Raw genomic sequence first — 19,813 nt, forward strand, 5'->3', positions numbered from 1 at the left:
TACCGGCTGTTACTCTCGCGCCGTGACGCGCGCGAACATCCGGGAGACCCCCGCTCCCGAGAGCGGCCTCGTTCAGCGGCTGGAGTTCCTCGACGGGATCTGCCGGGATCGGTCCGTCCTCCACTTCGGCTGCACGAACTGGCCGTACACGCAGACGATGCTCGACGCGGGCGGCCTGCTCCACGTGCGGCTCGCGAAGACCGCCAGCGATCTCTGGGGCCTCGATTCCGACCCGGACGGGCTGCGCGCGCTGGAGGCGGCGGGCGTTCCGAATCTCGTCCGGGGCGACGCCGAGGCGCTCGGCGCGTGTTCGCTCGACCGCACGTTCGACGTCGTCCTCGCCGGCGAGATCCTCGAGCATCTCTCCAACCCCGGCCTGTTTCTCCGCGGCGTGCGCCGCTTCCTTGCGCCCGACGGTCGCCTCGTCCTCACGACCGTCAACGCGTACTGCGGCGTCCGCTTCGCGCAGTACTTCTTCCGCGGGCGAGGCGGCGCGGCCGAGCCCGTCCATCCCGACCACGTGGCGTACTACTCGTACCGGACGCTCACGCACCTCCTCGAGAGAGAGGGGTACGTCGTCGAGTCGTTCCGCTTCTACGACCTCGGCGACGAGCACGTCCCGTTCGTTCCGCGGCGGATCCTCGTCGCGAACCGGTTCTTCTCGCGCCTTGCGCCCTGGACGGCCGACGGCGTGGTCGCCGTGTGCAAGGCGGGCCCGTGAGCATCCCGCTGCTCGCGCGGGCCGCGCGCGCCTACACGTTCCACACGCCGATACGCAGGGGCCGGCACCGGATCGCGGACCTCGCGCTCGCGCTCTGGCGCGATCTCCCGGATTCTCTCGAGATCCTCACGCGGGCCGGCGACCGTCTCGTCGTCGACCCGCGTTCGACGATGTGGCGCTACGCGTACTTTCACGGCGAGTACGAGCCCGCGCTCACGCGTCTCGTGACGCGCGTCGTCCGCCGCGGGGATACCTGCCTCGACATCGGGGCGAACGTCGGCTGGTACACGGTGCTGTTCCGGCGGCTCGTCGGGCCGTCCGGCGCCGTCCACGCGTTCGAGCCCAACCCGCCGATTTTTTCGCGGCTGCGTGCCAACGTCGATCTCGCCGGGTCTCCATCGAACGTCCATCTGCATGCGACGGCCCTCGGGCGCGAACCGGGAACGGCCGATCTCCATGTCTTCGCGGGAATTGCGGACGGGCACGCGTCGCTCTCCAATCAGGGTCGAAGCGACTTCGCAACCGTCGCCTGTCCGGTCCGCCGGTTGGGCGACGTCCTCGACGAGGTCCGCGCCGGCACGATCTCCTTCGTGAAGATGGACGTCGAGGGCGCGGAACTCGGCGTCCTCGAGGGAGCGGGCCGCCTGCTCTCGCAGAGCGTCCCTCCCGTCTGGCTCGTCGAGATGGCGCGCGCCACCAGCAGAACGTTCGGGTACGGCCCGGACGCTCTCGTCGACTTCCTGCGTTCGTCCGCGAGCTACAGGTTCTTCGCCGTCGACGAGGCAGCGGGCCGGCTGGACGAGATTCAGGGCTTCGCCCGGGACGAAATCGGCGCGAACGTCCTGTGCGTGCCGGCCGCCCGGACGGATCTCGTCAGCGCGCTGCGAGACGGTGCGCGGGTCTAGCGGGGAAACACGCCCCGGAGCGCCGCCTTGATGCGTCTCAGGACCCGGAAGACCGGGCGGTTGTAGAAACGGCGATAGTGGTCGTTCGCCCGCAGCGATGCGAGGTACCCGGTGTGATTCTGGACGAGAAGCCGCGTGACCGCCGGTGACCGGTGCACCGGAACGTCACCGAGCTCGATCACGAAGACCGTGTCCGGCAGGTGGTAGGCGACGAAGGGCGTCCCGCCACGACCGAGTTCCTCGACGACCTCGAAGAGGCCGTTGTAGACGACCGGCGCGTCGTGAAACGCGAGAACGCCTGAGCCCGCGAGGACTCTCATGCAGAACGCCGCGTCGCTTCGCACGGCCCGGTCCGTGTGCTCGCCGTCCACGAAGCAGAGCGCCGGCTTCGGAAGAACCGCCGCCGGGTCGACGTCGCGCGCATCCGCGTCCCAGCACCGGACCTTCGCCACTCCTCGGGGCGAAAGCCCCCCAAGAAGCGACAGCATGTGAGCCGTCGAGTTCGCTGGATAGTCGTAAACCGGCCCGCGCTCGTCCGGCTGGCTGAGCGGTCGCCGGTCTATCGAGAAGACGTTCGTGCAGAAATCGTCGGGCAGGAACGGCTGGATCGTCCCGCCGAGGTGCGAGCCGATCTCGAGATATGCGTACGGCCCCCGGCTCCGCACGGCCTCCTGGAGCGCGAGCAGGGACCGGCGGTCGTTCTCCGAGGTCTGGCTCGGGATGCCCTCGAATAGAGAGAGATCCAGGCGCGCGAGACGCCCGGCAAAGACGCCGGAAAAGTCAGTCTCGTGCGCGGTCATGGGGGGCGAGGATAGCGGATGCGCGCCAGGCTGCCGCGGCCAGGAGGCCGCAGGCCGCAAGTCCGGCCGCGAGCCCCCAGGCGCCGCCCCCACACAGGGGCGGGAGCAGGCGCGCCGCTCCGGCGGCTGCGCCCCCGAAGGCGGTCGCGAGTCCCCCGACGGAGATCCAGAGCCGCGTCCGCGGCCCTCCGAACAGCTTCCGCTCGACGAGTGCGACGTAAACCGGCGCCAGTACGAGCAGTGTCAATCGCCCGAACGCGGCGCCGGTGATTCCCCAGCTCGGGATCGCCAGGAGCCCGACCGCAACGCCGGAAACCAGCCACACGATTCCGAAGGCCGCATTCCACGCCGGGAATCCGCCTGCCTCGAAGAACTCCCACGGGACGATCAGAAGCGCGAGAAGGCCGAAAGACACCGCGAGGACGCCGAGCGCATCGCCCGCCGCGGCCGCGAACACGGGCCCCATCCACAGCGACAGGATTTCGACGCGGAGCGACACGAGCGACACGACGACGACGGCGAGCGGCGGGACGAGCGTCCGGACCGCCTTCGAGTAGAGGAGCGCGAGGCCGTTCGCGTTTCCCGCGTTCCGCGCGGCGGACGCCGCAGGAAGGATCCCGCGGGCCATGTACGTGACACCCGCGTGGAGCTGGAGCGCGAGCGTCATGGAGACGGCGTAGAACGCGACGGCCTCGAGGCCGAGCGTCCGCCCGAGCCACCAGCGCTCGAAGAGGAGCTGGAGATACCCGGACAGCTGGTAGACGAACACGGCGCCGCCGAAGACAGCGAAGCCCGCGAGCGGCCGCGCCTCGGCGCCGCGCAGCGCGGCGCCGACGGGGAACGAGCGCCGCGCGCGCAGGAGGACGAACCCGGCGGCGAGCACGTTCGCGGCCGCCGCCCAGAGGACGAGAGCGACGGGGCCTGCGCCGAGCTGCGCGAGCGCGGCGTTCCCTCCGAGCTGCAGGACGGCGAAGAGGAGAAGCGCCGACGTGTAGTCGCCGAACCGGAGCGAAGCCAGCGGAAGGGCGGCGACGACCTGAAACAGGGCGCCCGCGCCGAAGGCCAGCGCGACGGCGGCCGCCGCGGACGCCCAGCCCGCCCGGGCGGCGCCGGAGGCCGAGACGGACGACCACGCCGCCGCGACGAGAAGCCCGGCCAGGAGTCCGCCCGCCGCGCCGACCCGAACCGTCAGCCGGAGGGCCGTGCCAAACCACGCCGCCGCGTCCTCCGGGCTCGCGCACCCGGATGCGCGCTGAATGAAGAAGCGGCCGATGCCGCTCGTGAACGTGACCGCCAGGAACCCGGTCAGGAAGGAGTAGAGCCCGAAGCCGGCCGTTCCGAGTCCGCGCACGACGACGGGAGTGACGACGATCGCGAGGCACGTCGGGACGATCCACGCGGCCGCTCCGAGGAGGACGGACGCCCGCAGCCGCGGCTTTTCGGCGCTCACGGCGTGAGCGCCTCGTCGTACGCCCGCAGCGTGGCAAGAACGGATGAGTCGGACGCGAAGCGTCTCCATGCGGACCACCGGGCCTCGGCGCCGAGCGCCGCGCGGAGATCCGCGTCGCGGGTCAGCGTCTCCAGCGCATCCGCGAGAAGCTCGGGCCGGCGCGGCGGCACGAGCCGCCCGCTACGCTGGTCCGCGATCGCCTCCGGGATGCCGTTCACGCTCGTCGAGACGCACGCGAGCCCGAGGCACATGGCCTCGGCGAGCGCGAGCGGGAGGCCTTCCTCGTGGCTCGGAAGCGCGAACACGTCGGCCAGCCGCAGGAGAACGAGTGCATCGAGGCGGTGCGGACCGAAATCCGCCGGCGTCAGGATGCGGAAATGCGCCCCGAGCCCGAATGTCTCGACACGCTGCGCGACGTCGGCGGCCGGTGCCCTGTTCGCGAGCCACACGAAGCTCGCATCCGTGCCGCGCGCCCCGAGGAGCCGGGCCGCCTCGAGGAGGTCCCAGCACCCCTTGCGCTCGAGGAACTGGCCGACCGCGAAGACGCGGCACGGAGAAGCCGGAAGGTCGAGCCTGGCCGCGAGCGCCTCCCGATCGAGGGGCGCGGCAAGGGCCGCCACGATCTCGCCGGCGTCCGTGTTGCCGTACGAAACTGGCACGCGCGCGAGCTCGCGCGGCGCGAGCGCCCGCGCGAGGCTGCGCTTCGCGTCGACGTTCGTCGCGACGAGGCGCAGGCGCGGCGAGCGCGCGAGGACGTTCACCGCGAGAGCCGAGAGGCGCGTGCGGAGGCTCCACGGCGGGCGAACCGCCGTGTGCGTGGTGAAGAACACGCGGCGAAACCGCGTGACGGCGAAGAAAAGGCCCGCGGCGACGAACGGGCTTACGTCAACGTGGAGGATCGCGCCGCGAAACCGCGGCGCGAGAAGACGCGAGGCAAGCGCCGCGTCGGTGCGCAACCTCACGAAACGCCGGTGAAGCTTGCCCGCAAGACCTGCGGACGGGCTCGAGTCGTACGCCGCGGGGAACTCCTCAACGGACGCGCCTGCCTCCTCGAGATACGCAAGAAGCACCGGGTCGGTCCCTTCGGGTACGAGCGCGACGGTCTCGAACCGGCCGCGCACGCGCTTCATCAGGTTCACGAAGTAGATCTGGACGCCGCCCCAGTCGAGGTAGGGCCATGCGTAGACGACGAGCGGGCGCGACGAGGCGGCGGGGTACGGCGCCGGGCCGACCTGGTCGCGCAGGGCGCCGCCGTCTTCGAGCGGAGGGAAGGACGTGGACAGGCGCAGCCCCCGCAACGCGAGGCGCGCGACGAAGACGGCCGTCGCGGCAATCCCCTGGACCCGCGTCGGCGCGACGCGCCAGTTCGTGAACGCCCGTGTCCGGAGGTTGTGCTGGCTCGTGCGATCGCCGATCAGATGCCGCCAGACATCTCCGAGCGGCAGCGCGCCGAGACTCGGATATCTGCGGCCGGGCTCGCAGGTCACCCGCGCGTCCGGGTCGATGAGCAGGCGCCAGCCCGCGCGCTTCATGCGCGGCGTCAACTCTGCGTCCCCGTGGTGGGGCAGGCGCCGCTCGTCCATCAGTCCGCACTCGCGGAGCGAATCCGCCGGAAAGAGCACGCAGTTCCCGACGATGATCTCCACGTCGAAGGGCTCGGGCGGCACCGTCTCGACGGACTGCTGGAGCCAGTGCCGCCAGCCGCCCTGACCGACGCTCCAGCGTGCGCCGACCTGGAAGACGCGCTGCCCTTCGCCCGCGAGAAACAGCAGCGCCCCGACGACGGAGCGCGGATTCCGTTCCGCGGTGCGGACCATGCTGGCGAGGAAGCCGCGGTCGGGCACGGTGTCGTCGTTCATCGCGAGGACGTAGTCCGGATCGCGCGCGAGCGCCGCGGCGATGCCCCGGTTCGTCCCGGCCGTATACCAGAGGTTTCCGTCGCCGCTGACGATCTCGACATCCGGGAACTCGCTTCGGATCGCGTCGGCAGTGCCGTCGGTGGACCCGTCGTCGACGATGACGGCGGCGAGATCCACCCCCGCGCGTTCCAGGGAGGCCAGTGCATGCAGCCACCGAAGTGTCGTTTCCCGCCGGTTGTGGACGGGCGCGACGGCCACGACACGCACGGGCCGTGCCCCGCTCATGTCGATGATGCTAGCGCGTTCGACGGCGCGAGACGAATCCCTCATTGGGACCATAATGCCGGTGGGATCGACGCTTTGCCGAACACTCCAGATAGACGACTGGACCCTCAAAGGCGCCCGCGGCGCGTCGCCGCGTAAACCCCGGAGGCGGAAATTGCGTCCTCAAGACATGTTCTTCGGTGCGGGCGGCGGCCGATTCACCCGGATCCTGCTCGGGGCCGGCGCCATTCTTCTGGCGCACGGGGGCCTCGACGGCGCGGATCCCGGTACTTCCTTCCACCTCGCCCTCGCGCCGCGCGCCTCCGCGGCACGGCCGCTCGCCGCGCGCACGTCGTCTTTTCTCCAGATGTACCCGCGCGCGCCGTTCTCGCCCGTCGTCGAGGCCGAGATCTACCAGATCCCGACGATCGATGGGGCTCTCGCAGTCTGGACGGCTGGCTGGGGCCTGAACGGCGACGGCTCGCAGAACCCGACGACGTCATGGGGCTACAACACGCGCTCGGGCGCGCAGTTCGACCCCGCGTTTCGGATGATGGAGTTGACCTTCGAGGCAAGCTACCTCAACTCTTATGGCTTCCACCAAGCGGAGGCGTATTTTCAATTCCAGGACCTCGACGGCACCTACCGAAGGCCCATCCAATTCGAGGTCCCGTTCGAGGGGCCGAACGCCCTCAAGACGATCGGGTTCACGAGCACGGACTGGTTCTCGTTCCTCGACGAGACGAGCCAGCGGCAGCGCGTGAAGATCTACGACATCTTTGCGCTCGCTCTGAACGTGCCATTCTTCTTCACGGACACGCCGGACTGTGCGGGCTGCGGCACGAACGTCGGCCTCAGGCCTCAGGGTCCCGGAGAGATCGCAATCATCAAGGACCTGAACAACGTGCTGGGCGACCTCAGGGTTTCGGCCGTGACGGCCGACGCGCTTTTCGGCAACGGCTCCGGAATCACGGGTCTGAACGCCTCGGCGATCACGAGCGGGACGCTGCCGGAGTCGGTTCTTCCGGCGAGCGTCCGCTCCTCGTCCCGCACAGCCGTCGCCGTCCGCGCCGGGGCCGTAGGTCAGGCCGTGCTCCGCAGCGGGAAGGCCGTCGTCGCGACGACGGCGGTCAGCGCCGGGTCGCGGATTTTCCTATCCTATGCCGGAGCCTCCGGCCAGCTAGGAAGCCTGTTCGTGGGCGGAATCGCGGACGGCGCGAGCTTCGAAATCCGCAGCACCTCGCCCACAGACGACTCGCCCGTGAACTACTGGATCCTCGACGACCGCTAGTCCGGAGGCGGCCGCCGGATGCGACAGCGATAAACCGCCGTCTTTACGAGAATCGACTCGCGCTCCATCGAACGGTATCGAGCCGCAAGCCGCCCGAGGTCGACCTCGTCCACGGCGAAGTACTCCAGGCTCGTCGTCTCGCACGTGAGTCCGGCCGCCGCGAACGCCTCCAGAAATTCATGATGGCGATGACGGTTCGGCGTCCCGCGATTCGAGCCCATCAGGGACCAGAGCCAGTCCGGGAATCGGAGGAACGTCAGCGGATCGCGGTACTGGATCCAGCAGTCGTGAGGGCCGAAGTCGACCCGGTGTGTCGCGATTCCTCCCGGCGAGAGAAGGCGGGCCGTCGTCTCGGCGAAAGCCCTGATGTCCGACACGTGCTCGGCGACCTGATAGGAACAGACGACGTCGAATGAGCGGGCCGATTCGACACTCTCGATCGACCGTGAGATCGTCTGAACCCGGTCGGGGTAGGCATCCGGGAAACGACGGGCCTCGAGGTACGACGGCCACGGCATCGCCGGAAACGCCGCCGGCCAGGCCGTTTCGATCGCGCCGTACCACTTCTTCGCCTCGTCCGAGCCGTAGGGCCCCGGGAAGCGATCGATCGCCGTGTACGAGTGGGCTCCGGCTGCCAGCAGCGCGAGGCCGGACGTCAAATAGTCGCCCGGTCCGATTTCCGCGATGTGGAGGCCCGTGACGCTCTTCAGCTCAGCGAGGAGATGTCGGGTCGCCTGGAACGCGTAACGTTCCAGGAAATCCTCGTCGCCCCGCAGCGCCTGCATCGTCCGGGCGCGTCGAAGGCGCCACGCGCGGACCGGCGGCAGCGCCATCAGGAGATTTTTCGCAATCTCCTTCGTCACGTCGGCCGCTAGGTTCCGGGTCATTGCGTCCGCCACCTATACCATGGCGGGTGCTTCGTGGACGTTTCAGAGGCGTCGGAGCCGACGAGGCCTCATGGAGGCGACCCGACGGCGGGCTTGTCGGTGGGCAGTCCCCACTGCTCTGCGGTGGAGGTTCCGGCGCTGCTCCTCACGATCCACCACGTGCCGGTCGAGGGCCGGTAGATCGCAAGGTCCGTCTTGCCATCCCCGTCGTAGTCGCCGGGCGCCGGAATGTCGGTCGCAAGACCGAACGCCCGCGCGGTAAACGAGACGTCGGTGCTCCGAAGGATCCACCACGTGCCGGTCGACGGCCGGTAGATCGCAACGTCCGTCTTGCCGTCCCCGTCGAAATCTCCGGCCACAGGAATGTCCCCGCCGGCGCCAAAGGTCGTGATGAATGAACCGCCACTGCTCCTGAGGATGAACCACGTGCCGCTGCTCGGGCGGAAGACCGCGATGTCCGTCCTTCCGTCGCCGTCGTAGTCGCCCGGCACGGGAACGTCTCCGCTCACTCCCCACGCTTGGATCTGGGCGCTGGCGTCGCTGCTCCTCAGCACGTACCACGTGCCGCCGCGAAAGACCGCAATGTCGGCCTTGCCATCCCCGTCGTAATCGCCAGGCACGGGAACGTCCGTGGAAATGCCCCACTGTTGGACCGCGGGAGTCCCGGTCGTGCTCCGGAGGATCCACCAGGTCCCCGTGCGGTAGATCGCGACGTCGGCCTTTCCGTCCCCGTCGTAGTCGCCCGGCACGGGAAGGTCGGTCGAGTTGCCGAATGTGCGTGCACTGACCGCCCCGTTGACGCTCTGGTGGGTCCACCACGTGCCGCTCGACGGCCGGTAGACCGTGACGTCGGTCTTGCCGTCGCCGTCGAAATCGCCGTTCGTCACGGCGAAGCCGGAAAATTTCGTGACGAACGCATCGGTGCCCGCTCCACCGAACGTCCCCTGGAGCGGACCCAGCGTCGGGAAATTTGTGGAGCTGGTCTCCCCGGTGACGTAGGCACTCCCGGCACCGTCCAGGGCGATCCCGTAGGCGTGCTCGCCCCCCGTGCTCCCGCCCAGATACGTGCTGTACGTGAGGGCGCTCCCCGCGGCGTTGAGCCTGCTGACGAACGCGTCGCCCGTCCCCCCCCGGACGGACTGGAACGGGGCCACCGTGGGAAAATCGGTCGAGCTCGTGAATCCGCAGACCGTGGCGTTGCCACCGCCGTCCACCGCGATGGCGTAGGCACGCTCTCCCCCGCTGCCGCCGAGATAGGTGCTGTATGTCAGGGCGTTCCCGGCCACGTTGAGCTTGGCCACGAACGCGTCCTCTCCGGGGCCGCCCCGTGCCGGTTGCAGAGGCGAGGCCGTTGGAAAGTTGATGGAATCGGTGTATCCGGCGACGTACGCATTCCGGGCCGAGTCGATCGCGATCCCGTTGACGGCGTCATAGGCCGTGCCGCCCAGGTACGTGCTGTAGAAGAGCGCGCTGCCCGCCGCGTTGAACTTCACGACGAAGCCGTCACTCGTCCCGCCGCCGTTTCCCGGCTGGATCGTGCTCGTGCCCGCGCCGGGGAAATTGCTCGAAGCGGTCGTGCCGCCCACGTACGCGTTGCCGTCGGCGTCCACGGCGATGGCGCCGCCGTCGAGGCTGTATTCGCTGCCGTTCCCGCCCAGATACGTGCTGTAGACGAGGCCGTTGCCCGCTGCATTGATCCTGGTGACGAAGGCGTCGAAGCTTCCAATCGAACCGTTCTGCGACTGGAAGGGAAACACCGTCGGGAAATTGCCCGGACCGTTCACGGAGCTCGTGTGGCCCGTGACGTAGGCGTCGAAGAAAGCGTCTACCGCGATGCCGTAGCCCCGCTCGGTCCCACTACCACCCAGGTAGGTGCTGTACACCAGGGCGTTGCCCGCGGGATTGATCTTGGTGATGAAGGCATCGCCGCCGCCGCCGTACACCCCCTGAATGGCGCCTACCTTGGGGTAGGGGATGTTCCCGATCCCCGCAACGGTGGGGGAATCCGTCTCGCCCGTCACGTACGCGGCGCCCGTGCTGTCCACCGCGATGGCGTAAGCCGTGTCCAATCCGCTTCCGCCCAGATACGTGCTGTAGACGGTGGCGGTGCCCGTGGCGTTGAGCTTCGTGACGAACACGTCGCCGCTCCCCAGCAGGTTGGGCTGGATCGGACTCCCGCCCGTGCCGGGGAAGAGGGTAGACGTGGTCCCGCCCGTGACGTACGCGTTGCCGTTGCCGTCCACGGCGATCGCCTGGCCAATGTCGTTTCCGGTGCCGCCGAGGTACGTGGAGTACGAAAGCACCGGGTCGATGATGAGCGGCCGGGTCGTGTCGTAGCGGGAGATTCGAAAGCCGACGCGGCCGTTCGCGCGCAACACGTAGCCCCCGCCCACCGGCTCGCGCCTCCCGTCGGCCTCCTGGTAGATCACGGGCCTCCGCTGGACGATGTCGCCCTGCGCGGTCCGGAGCACCATGTTGCCTTCCGGATCGAGCGAGAGCTTCTGCACGCCTTCGAAGGCCAGTGCGACGCGCCCGGGATCGGCGCCCGGGGCGACCACGATGTCGTACTCCAGCTGTCGCTGGTTGCCGTAATAGACGAGGTCGATGCCGGGATACACGCCGGCATACTTCACTCTCGCGTAACTCGGCACGTCGCGCTGCCATCGCGCGGGATCGTCGCCGATGAAGTAGTTGCTCGTGCCGGGCAGCGGATCGAGTCCCATGACCTGGGGATGCCGGGTCGCGCCCGCGAGCCGCATGCGCACCACCGCCGCGGACCCGCGCGGCGTCGGCGCGCGCAGCGTCAGGACCGCTTCCGTCCGGGTGAGGAAAAGGCCGTAACCCGGGCCTCGGGCGACGAACTTCACCCGATCGTCGGCCTGACCCTGATTTGCCTCGAAGCTCAGCGGCAGTGTGCCGTAGCCCGCCGGGCCCGGAACGCCCTTTCCATCGACCCCGAGGGCGACGATCGCCGCCCCGAGAATGACCAATGCCGAGAGACACCTCCCCCGCACTCGTTCGTCCGGCCGACATTTCATTGTTGCCCCCGCTGCGCGGCTATCCTATGACAGAGACTCTTTCGCAGGAAATCGCGAGTTTTCCGCGGCTCGTTGCCTCCGAACACTCCCTGAGGGATTTGATGCACTTTCGACGTTTCGGTGTCCGCTCCGCCGTCTGGAGGGCTGTCGGCCTGACCTCGCTGGCGCTTTCCCTCCCCGCGCCCGCCATCACGCTCCCGCCGGGATTCGGTGATGCGCTCGTGGCCACGGTCGGGGCGCCGACGGCGCTGGCCTTCTTGCCGGACGGGCGGCTGCTCGTGGCAACACAAGGCGGTGCGCTGCGCATCGTCTCCGGTGGGACATTGCTTCCGACGCCGGCGCTCTCGCTCGGCTCGGCGGTGTGCTCGAACGGGGAGCGCGGCCTTCTTGGCGTGGCGATCGATCCGTCGTTCGCGGCGAATCACTACGTCTACCTGTACTACACGTTCAACAAGAACGCTGCAGGTTGCCCGGGAAGCAACGCCACGACTCCCGTCGAACGGATCTCGCGCTTCACGATGGACGTCCCCACGCTGAACGTGATCAACCCGGCGACGGAGCTCTTCCTCCTCGACGGCGTCACGAACTTCGCGGGGAACCACAACGGCGGGCAGCTGCGCGTCGGGCCCGACGGGTATCTCTACGCCGGCACGGGCGACGGCGGCTGCGACTATGCGGGCGACAGCGGCTGCGCGGGAGCGAACGATGCTTCGCGCGACCGCAACATCCTCAACGGGAAGATCGTGCGCATCGCGACGGACGGCTCCGTGCCGCCCACGAACCCGTTCCTCGGCGCGGGCACGGCGCGCTGCAACGCGGGCCCGTCGGCGGCGGGCACGATCTGCCAGGAGACGTTCGCGTGGGGCTTCCGCAACGCGTTCCGCTTCGCGTTCAGGCCCTCCGACGGCGCGCTCACGGTGAACGACGTGGGCCAGGGCGCGTGGGAGGAGATCGACCTCGTGCAGGCGGGCGGCGACTACGGCTGGCCCTGCCGCGAGGGCGCGCACACGGCGCTCACGTCGGGCAAGTGCAGCCCCACGCCCATGGGCCTTCTCGATCCGTACTTCGAGTTTCCTCACGGGACGATTCCCGGCACGACCACATCGGGCTGCGGGTCGATCACGGGCGGCGCATGGGTGCCCGCGGGAGCGTGGCCCGCGACCTACGACGGGACGTACATGTTCGCGGACTTCAACTGCGGAGCGATCGCGCGCCTGACGCCGGGCGGTCCGCCCGCCGCGTCCGACTTCGCGACCGGCCTCGGCTCGTCGACCGTCGTGGACCTCCTCTTCGGGCCGTCGCCGACGGGGACGTCGCTCTACTACACGACGTACGCGGGCGGCGGACAGGTGCGCCGCGTCGACTACGCGGTGACGCTGCCGCCGGCCGCGACGCTCACGACACTCACGCCGTGCCGGGCGATCGACACGCGCGGGAACGATGCGCCCGCGCTGCAGACGAACGGCACACGGACGTTCGTGATGACGGGTCGCTGCGGCGTGCCCGCGGGCGCCGCAGCGGTGGCCGCTAACGTGACGGTGACGGGCTCGATTGCGGCGGGAGGCGTGCGCCTGGGGCCAGCGGGAACGACGCCGCAACTCGACGCCGTCAGGTTCCGCGCGGGCCAGACGCGCGCAAACAACGCGGCGCTCGGCCTCTTCGGGACGCCGGCGGGCAGCCTGACGGTGTCGACGACGGTTCCGTCGGGAACCGTGCACGTGATCGTGGACGTCACGGGTTACTGGCAGTAGCAGCGGCTGCGCCGCGTCTCATTGCCGGAGTGGCGATGCCGGCAAGACGCTGGACGCCGGTCGCGATCGCGATGGCGAGCGGCGGCGCGACGGCGTAGTAGATCTTCAGAGCCGGCGTCCCGTGGATCACGCCGAACGCAAACGGCCTCTCGCCGTGCAGTTCGCGAATGCCGAGAAGGGCGTACCCGACGTACTCGACCGCCACGAGGACGGCGGCGTAGGCCGCCCACGTCGCCGCGGTCGCGAGCCACCACGGAAGGACGGCGTTCTGCAGCAGGCCGAAGAAACGAAGGACCGCGAAGAGGCCGGCGCTCCACCAGAGGAAGGCCCACCAGTTGATCCCGCGGGAGTTGAAGAACTCCACGTTGTAGCGGTAGCCGTAGAAGGTCACCCAGACCGCCGACACCGTGACGGCGACCGCCAGGTCGCGGACGACGGGCCCCGTCCGGAGCGCCGCGGAGCGCCCCCATTTCTCGAACCGCGCCTTGAGGCGCAGGGCCACCAGGCCTCCGAGCAGGCCGACCAGGATGTCGGTGTTCTGATCGAGGAGGATCTCCGGCCGGAAGACGTTGATCGCGAGGTACGTAAACTCGATCTCGACGAGCTCGTAGAAGAACAGAAGAAGGAACAGAACGAAAAACGGTCGCGAGATTCGTCGGGCCGCAAGGACCAGCAGCAGCATCCCACCCAAGAAGAAGTGGACGATCGACCAGATGTCGAAGAAGCAGAAAGGCGTCTGGACGAGGACCGTGTACAGAAAGTCCGTCTTCGCGAGGATCAGCCGGTAGAGATCCTGAAGCATTCTTGAGAGCGAAACCTGGCCGAAAGTATGCCGGGGGCGCCCGCAACCGGGACTGAAGCATCTGCACCATGCGGCCGGGCGTTGTTCGGCCTAGATTCACCTCTGAGGAGCAACTCGATCGGGTAGGCGTGTCACCCACGCTACGGGAGTGGTCCGGCTCCTCGAAGGGGAGGTTCCATGCGCAAGGCGCTCCTGGTTCTCGCCACCGTCACCTGCCTTCTCTCCTCGGCGGCCGCGGCACAGCTCGTCAACTCGTTTCACTTCGTTCCGGTCGTCGCCAAGGCCGGCGGGCTCAACGGCACCTTCTGGCAGAGCGACCTCTCGATCTCCAACCTCGGCGCCTCCACCGTCACCGTCGGGGCCAAGTATTTCCCCTCCGATATCGCCAACACGTTCAACGGGACCTTCCCGAAGAACGTCTCCATCGGCGCGGGACAGACTCTCCTGGTGCAGGACGTGCTCGGAAGCTGGTTCCCCTCGGCGGGTCAGGGGAAGGGTTTCCTCATCCTCGCCGATGTGACGCCGGTCAACTGCAACGTCTCGAGCCCGCCCACGGCCTTTCCCGGCCTTCTCGCCGTCAACTCGCGGACCTACAACACGGGCGACCCGAAAGGGACGTACAGCACGGCCGCCGACCCGAACCTCCTCGGGATGAACTGGACGACCTTCCCGTCGGTCATTCCGGGGGTTCGCCACACGGGAACGACCGCCCCCGGCTTCCGGACCAACCTGTCGGCCGCCAACTTCTCGACAACCCGCATTGTGATCGAGATCCGAATCTATACCGCGAGCGGCTTCCTCGTCATGGAGCGCGCGGAGACCGTCGAGGCCCTTTCCTTCAGACAGTGGACTTTGGCGGACCTCGGTGTGCCGAACCTCGGCGCTGGCGCCGGTCGGATCGAGGTCCGCCTCGCCGGCGCGCTCGTCGCCGATCCCTGCGCCTCGGTGGCCGACACCTTCTGCTCGAACCCGTGCGACCCACAGAAGTGCCCAACAAAGTACGCGATGAAAAGCCAGCCGACCTTCTTCGTCTACGGCTCGACGACCGACAACGGCACGGGCGACGGCGTCCTTCTCTCGCCAGTCGTCGACTGGCAGGGCTACAACAAGTGGGTCGGCGACTACACGGATCAGCACTGCCCCAGCATCAAGGCCTACCAGAGTAATTTGCTGACGGACTGGTTCAAGGCGCGGGGCTTCATCGAACCCAACCCGCCGCCGAAGTTCCAGAAGGTGGGTAGCCACTAAGCCGCGTTGGCGACGGCGCCATCGCGCATTTTCACGAGGCGGCGGCAGCGCGACGCGACGGTGGTGTCGTGCGAGACGAGAAGGAGCGTCCCCGACGTCGTGGCGCTCCAGCCTTCGAGGAGCGCGAGGATGCGCGCGCCCGTCTCAGAGTCCACGCTTCCCGTCGGCTCGTCGGCCAGGATGAGAGCCGGCTTCACGACGAGCGCGCGGGCCAGCGCCGCGAGCTGACGCTCGCCCCCGGAGACGCGGGCCGCGAGCGTCCGCGCCCGATGCTCGAGTCCGACGAGCGCGAGCGCTTCCGTGGCCCGGGCGCGCGCCGCGGCGCGGCCGGCCCGCCCGGCGAGGGGCAACTCGACGTTTTCGACGACGGAGAGATGCGGCAAAAGGTGGTGAAACTGGAAGACGAAGCCGACGCGCGTGGCCCGGAAGTCCTCGGCGGGTTCGAAGTCGGCGGCCGGGTGGCCGTCGAGGAAGACGGCGCCCGAGTCAGGCGTGTCGAGGAGGCCGACGATCGAGAGAAGCGTCGACTTTCCGCAGCCGGTGGGCCCCATGATGGCGACCGAATCGCCCGCCGCCACCTCGAGCGAGACGCCCCTCAGCGCTTTCACGAGGCCGCCGTCGAACGACTTCACGACGCCTTCGAGGCGGACCGAGACACCGGGCGGCATCGTGAGCGACTATAGGGGACGCCTTGCCGCCATGCCATTCGCGCTTCGCAACCTCCTCCGCCGCCCCATACGCAGCACCCTGACGCTGCTGGGCATCGCGCTCGGCGTCACGACGTACCTCGTCCTCGTGTCCGCGTCGGCGGGAGTCGTCGAGGAGACGGAGTCGATCGTCCGGAGCCTCCGGATCGACTTGATCGTGCAGAGGACCGGGATGCCGATTCCGTGGCAGTCGCGGATCCGGCCGGACGAGGTCGCGGCCATTCGGCGCGCCCCGGGCGTCGCGGAGCTGACGCCCGTCGTCGTCGGGGTCACGCGGCTCGAGACACGGCCCCGCTTCTTCGTCTTCGGCGCCGCGCCGGACGCGCTCGGCGCTCTCGGCCTCACACTCGTGAACGGGCGCGTCTTCGTGCCGGGCAAGAGCGAGATCCTTGCCGGAGCGGACGCCGCGCGGGAGCTGGACCTCAAGCCGGGTGACCGCGTGGCCATCATCGGCCGCCGCGAGCTCACGGTTGTCGGCATCTACCGCACGGGCCGGCAGCTTCTCGACGGCGGTGTCCTCCTCGACAGGCCCGACGCCCAGGAGGCGTTTCGGCTCGGCGATCTCGTCAACCTTGCGCTCGTCGGCGTTGCGCCGGGTGCCATCACGGAGGACGTCGTCGCGGCGGTGACGGCCGCGGCACCCGAGCTGGAGGCCATTCCCGCCGACCTCTTCGCCCGGCAGCAGGACTGGCTGAAGAGCTTCGCCCGCTTCGCGCGGACCCTCGCGCTCCTGGCGCTTGCCATCGCGGCGCTCGGCATCTCGAACACCCTCTCGATGAACGTGGCCGAGCGGACCGGCGAGATCGGTCTCCTCCGCGCGATCGGATGGCGGCGGGCGCGGATCGCCCGGCTCGTGATCGCGGAGGGGCTCCTCCTGTCGGCCTGCGGCGCCGCGCTCGGCCTCCCGGCCGCCGCGGCGATCCTCCGGTTCCTGACGCGAGCGGGCTTCCTCGGCGTGATCCCCGCGCGTCTCCCCGCCGCGTCGGCTGCGGAGGGCATCGCGGCCGTCCTCGCCGCCGGACTCCTTGCGTCGCTTCCGCCGCTCATCCACGCGCTCAGAATCCTGCCCGCGCGGGCGCTGCGGGAGCTGTAGACGCGGGGACGAAGGGGGCACGCGCCTATCCCGCTCTCCCGTTGCCTCCCGACACTCCCCTCCGTGGCCGCGAACGTGACCGTCACGGGCTCGGTCGCGCCGGGAGGCGTGCGCATCGGGCCTGCCGGCACGACGCCGTCGCTCGACACCGTCGCGTTCCGAGCGGGTCAAACGCGTGCGAACAACTCGGTGCTCGGCCTCTTCGGGACGCCCTCGGGCAGCCTCGCCGTCGTCTCGAACATCCCGTCGGGGACCGTGCACCTCGTCGTCGACGTCACCGGCTACTGGCAGTAACGCCGGCCGGTGCAACACCGGCGGGCGTCCTCTACGGCCGCCGCGCCTCGAAGATGACGAGGCCGCCGTTCGCGCGGAGCCAGGGGACGTGCGCCATCGCGCGGTCCAGAGAGTCGAGGATCCGGAAGCCCCGTTCCTCCGTCGTCCAGTTCACGACGTGCGGCGGGAGAAAAACGCTCGTGCGCGCCGAGAACCGGAATCCGGACGGCTCGAGCCAGCTCTTGAGCCGGTCGGCAGAGATGATGGCCTCGGGCCCCGCCTCCTCGTGCCAGATGGGCCAGAGCTTCTGCGCGAGGTCGAAGAGGGCGCGGAAGCCGCTCTCGTTGTTCTCCTGCCCAAAGTAGACGCCCGCCGGTTTCAGGACGCGTCCGATCTCCCGGCACGTGGCGCCGGGATCCGCGAGATGGTGGAGGACGCCATAGACGAGGACGAAATCGACCGCCGCATCCCGCAACGGAAATGCCGAACCGTCCGCCACGAGGAAGCTCGCCCGCGCCTTGAACGTCCCTTCCCGGTATCGACGGGCGGCCTCGCGAATGCACTTGCGCGAGACGTCGAATCCGACGACGTTCAGGTCGAGATCCATCATGTGGAACGTGCTGCGCCCCTGCGCGCAGCCGACGTCGAGAAGCCACTGGTCGGGCCGCGCCGACGCGCGAAGCTCCGCCTTCCACGGCTCGAAGGCGATCCGGTCGGCCGCCCGCCAGAAGGGCGTGACCTCGTAGTCCGAGTAGCGCTGCGTTTCGTTGGCGGCGTACCAGTCGAAGTGCTTCTGCTGCTGCAGCGCCTGGGCGGACGCTCCGTCTGGCGGAGCGCTCTTCCCTGCGCCTGCCGGTGCGTGGGAGAGGCCGAGCGCCGTCAGCTCCGCCTTGCGATGGTTCCAGAAGGCGTCCCGTTCCTCCACGTACGCGAGCGGGCCGGTCAGGAGGTCCAGGAAGCCGTCCTCGACCGGGAACCACGCGCGGCATTCCTCGCACCAGGCCACGCCATCCAGAAGCTCGTCGCCCGCGCGCAGGAACTCGCGCCACACGAGACCTCCCGAGCGGCAAACGGGGCAGCGCACTTTCGAAAAGACCTCGACCCTCATGAGGACGACTCTCTCACGTTCCCCCCTGCGCCCACGCGTGGTACGCGTCGCAGACGTCCGCGGCGGGACCGTCCTGAACGATGCGGCCGCCCGAGATCCAGAGCGCCCGGGTGCAGTTCGCAACGACCTCGGCCAGCGAGTGCGACACGAGGAGGAAGGTCTTGCCGCGGTCGTGAAACCCGGCCATGCGGGCGTGACACTTGGCCTGGAAGCGCTCGTCACCTACCGAGAGGGCTTCGTCGACGAGGAGGATGTCGGGGTCGACGTCCGTCGCGACCGCGAACGCGAGGCGGGCCGCCATGCCCGTGGAGTATGTGCGGAGGGGCGCGTCGAGAAAGGCCTCGAGCTCGGCAAACTCGGCGATCCCGTCCATGCGCCGCTCCATGTCCCGGCGCGAGTGGCCCATGACGGCGCCGTGGAGGACCACGTTCTCGCGGCCCGTGAGCTCGCCGTGGAATCCGAGGCCGAGTTCGAGGAGCGGCGCGACGCTCCCGCGGACGACGACGCGGCCCCGCGTAGGCCGGCGCACGCGGGCGATGACGCGGAAGAGCGTGCTCTTGCCCGCGCCGTTCGGGCCGACGACGCCCACGCGCTCGCCGGGCGCGATGACGAGGGTGGCGTCGCGGAGGGCGACGAGCTCGCCGTGCTCGATGCGGCCCTGGAGCTTGCGGATCGCGTACTCCTTGAACGTCTGGACCGCCTCCTTGGGGATCCGGTAGCTCAGGGAGACGCCCGCCAGCTCGACGGCGGCGTCAGCTGCCACGGCCGTACTCCTCGATGCGCGCCGCGTAGAAGAGCCAGCCGATCGCGAGTGACGAAACCGCCGCGAGGGCCGCGAACGCGAGCGTCTTCGGCCCCGGCAGCCAGCCGTCGTAGAGCGGCGCCCGGAAGACCTCGACGAGGTACGTCATCGGGTTGTAACGGACGATGAAGCGGAACCGTTCGGGGACCATGGCCTGCGTGTAGACGATCGGCGTCACGAAGAACCACGCGCCGACGAGGACGAGGTAAGTCTCCTTGATGTCGACGAAGCGCGAAGCCAGCGTGAAGACCACGAGGCCGACGCCCGTCGTGAAGAGCGCGCCGATCAGGATCGAAACCGGGACGAAAAGCCACGACGCGTGGATCGGGAACCCCGTGAAGAGGATGATCAGGAAGAGAGGGACGAGCGAGAGACAGAGGTTCACGAGGGCGACGCCGACCGCCGAGACGACGAAGACCGAGCGCGGGATGTAGACCCGCTTCGTGATCTCCGCCGCGTCGATCGTGAGCGAGGCCGCGTGGCTCGTCGCGCCCGCAAAGAAGGCCCAGAAGATGGAGCCCGTCAGGAAGTAGACGGGGAAGTTCTTCACGTCCATCCGCATGACGAGGGAGAAGACCCACGTCATCGCGAGCATGTTCAGGAGCGGACTGAGCATGGTCCACGCGACGCCGAGGACGGAGCGCTTGTAACGGACCTTGATGTCGCGCGCGACGATCTCGCCAACGAGGTGGCGATACCGCCAAAGGTCTTTCGCCTCCTCGACGAAAAGAAGGCCCTGCCGGGCGCTGTCGTAGACGATCGGAGCCGGGGTCGCGGACGTCACGGGGCGAGTCTAGCCGGATCGCTTGACACG

The 19,813-nt window shown here is 69.1% G+C and carries 17 protein-coding genes; 7 read left to right on the plus strand and 10 right to left on the minus strand.

From position 1 onward, the window contains the following. Positions 1-22 precede the first annotated feature (22 nt). Both IPL89_10965 and IPL89_10970 read left to right on the plus strand, forming a co-directional pair. The gene (locus IPL89_10965; GenBank protein ID MBK9063697.1) at positions 23-721 is read left to right on the plus strand and encodes a class I SAM-dependent methyltransferase; all 699 of its coding nucleotides are present in this window, start codon (positions 23-25) and stop codon (positions 719-721) included. Further along, entirely contained in the window at positions 718-1,626 is a 909-nt protein-coding gene (locus tag IPL89_10970) for an FkbM family methyltransferase (GenBank protein ID MBK9063698.1), read from the plus strand. Before IPL89_10965 ends, IPL89_10970 begins: the two co-directional genes overlap by 4 nt. On the opposite strand, the gene IPL89_10975 is transcribed toward IPL89_10970, so the two are convergent. Genes IPL89_10975 through IPL89_10985 form a run of 3 tightly spaced genes read right to left on the minus strand, consistent with a single transcriptional unit; the run spans position 1,623 to position 6,020 of the window. Then, positions 1,623-2,426 carry a class I SAM-dependent methyltransferase gene (locus IPL89_10975; protein MBK9063699.1) on the minus strand — a complete coding sequence of 268 codons (804 nt, stop codon included), beginning with the start codon at positions 2,424-2,426 and terminating at the stop codon, positions 1,623-1,625. The two genes, IPL89_10970 and IPL89_10975, sit on opposite strands and share 4 nt — an antisense overlap. Beyond that, entirely contained in the window at positions 2,407-3,876 is a 1,470-nt protein-coding gene (locus IPL89_10980; protein ID MBK9063700.1) for a hypothetical protein, read from the minus strand. Before IPL89_10980 ends, IPL89_10975 begins: the two co-directional genes overlap by 20 nt. Next, entirely contained in the window at positions 3,873-6,020 is a 2,148-nt protein-coding gene (locus tag IPL89_10985) for a glycosyltransferase (protein ID MBK9063701.1), read from the minus strand. The genes IPL89_10980 and IPL89_10985 overlap by 4 nt, the downstream gene beginning before the upstream one ends. A gap of 154 nt (positions 6,021-6,174) precedes the next feature. Here IPL89_10985 and IPL89_10990 point away from each other — a divergent pair, with 154 nt between their 5' ends. Further along, entirely contained in the window at positions 6,175-7,290 is a 1,116-nt protein-coding gene (locus IPL89_10990; GenBank protein MBK9063702.1) for a hypothetical protein, read from the plus strand. Here the strand turns inward: IPL89_10990 and IPL89_10995 are convergent. Then, entirely contained in the window at positions 7,287-8,177 is an 891-nt protein-coding gene (locus tag IPL89_10995) for a class I SAM-dependent methyltransferase (GenBank protein ID MBK9063703.1), read from the minus strand. The genes IPL89_10990 and IPL89_10995 overlap by 4 nt on opposite strands. 68 nt (positions 8,178-8,245) lie before the next feature. Beyond that, positions 8,246-11,167 (minus strand): SBBP repeat-containing protein, encoded by a 2,922-nt coding sequence (locus IPL89_11000; protein MBK9063704.1) that lies wholly within the window; start codon positions 11,165-11,167, stop codon positions 8,246-8,248. 149 nt (positions 11,168-11,316) lie between these two features. Here IPL89_11000 and IPL89_11005 point away from each other — a divergent pair, with 149 nt between their 5' ends. After that, a complete protein-coding gene (locus tag IPL89_11005; protein MBK9063705.1) occupies positions 11,317-12,966 on the plus strand; it encodes a PQQ-dependent sugar dehydrogenase in 1,650 nt (549 codons plus the stop codon). On the opposite strand, the gene IPL89_11010 is transcribed toward IPL89_11005, so the two are convergent. Then, positions 12,947-13,768 (minus strand): hypothetical protein, encoded by an 822-nt coding sequence (locus IPL89_11010; protein ID MBK9063706.1) that lies wholly within the window; start codon positions 13,766-13,768, stop codon positions 12,947-12,949. The two genes, IPL89_11005 and IPL89_11010, sit on opposite strands and share 20 nt — an antisense overlap. Positions 13,769-13,945: 177 nt before the next feature. Here IPL89_11010 and IPL89_11015 point away from each other — a divergent pair, with 177 nt between their 5' ends. Next, positions 13,946-15,016, plus strand: a complete 1,071-nt coding sequence (locus IPL89_11015) for a hypothetical protein (protein MBK9063707.1) — start codon at positions 13,946-13,948, stop codon at positions 15,014-15,016. On the opposite strand, the gene IPL89_11020 is transcribed toward IPL89_11015, so the two are convergent. Next, positions 15,013-15,684 (minus strand): ABC transporter ATP-binding protein, encoded by a 672-nt coding sequence (locus tag IPL89_11020; protein ID MBK9063708.1) that lies wholly within the window; start codon positions 15,682-15,684, stop codon positions 15,013-15,015. The genes IPL89_11015 and IPL89_11020 overlap by 4 nt on opposite strands. 31 nt (positions 15,685-15,715) lie before the next feature. Between IPL89_11020 and IPL89_11025 the strand changes: the two genes are divergently transcribed. Beyond that, positions 15,716-16,816, plus strand: coding sequence for an ABC transporter permease (locus IPL89_11025; GenBank protein MBK9063709.1), 1,101 nt, complete (start codon positions 15,716-15,718; stop codon positions 16,814-16,816). A gap of 63 nt (positions 16,817-16,879) precedes the next feature. Continuing rightward, positions 16,880-17,110, plus strand: coding sequence for a hypothetical protein (locus tag IPL89_11030; GenBank protein ID MBK9063710.1), 231 nt, complete (start codon positions 16,880-16,882; stop codon positions 17,108-17,110). Between the two features lie 31 nt (positions 17,111-17,141). Here the strand turns inward: IPL89_11030 and IPL89_11035 are convergent, their stop codons facing one another. The 3 genes from IPL89_11035 to IPL89_11045 are packed head-to-tail and all read right to left on the minus strand — an operon-like array spanning position 17,142 to position 19,783. Beyond that, positions 17,142-18,197, minus strand: a complete 1,056-nt coding sequence (locus IPL89_11035) for a methyltransferase domain-containing protein (GenBank protein MBK9063711.1) — start codon at positions 18,195-18,197, stop codon at positions 17,142-17,144. A gap of 13 nt (positions 18,198-18,210) precedes the next feature. Next, positions 18,211-18,960 carry an ABC transporter ATP-binding protein gene (locus IPL89_11040; protein ID MBK9063712.1) on the minus strand — a complete coding sequence of 250 codons (750 nt, stop codon included), beginning with the start codon at positions 18,958-18,960 and terminating at the stop codon, positions 18,211-18,213. Next, positions 18,950-19,783, minus strand: coding sequence for an ABC transporter permease (locus IPL89_11045; protein MBK9063713.1), 834 nt, complete (start codon positions 19,781-19,783; stop codon positions 18,950-18,952). The genes IPL89_11040 and IPL89_11045 overlap by 11 nt, the downstream gene beginning before the upstream one ends. Positions 19,784-19,813 lie beyond the last annotated feature (30 nt).

The sequence above is a fragment of the Acidobacteriota bacterium genome (assembly GCA_016716715.1).
Taxonomy (GTDB): domain Bacteria; phylum Acidobacteriota; class Thermoanaerobaculia; order UBA5066; family UBA5066; genus Fen-183.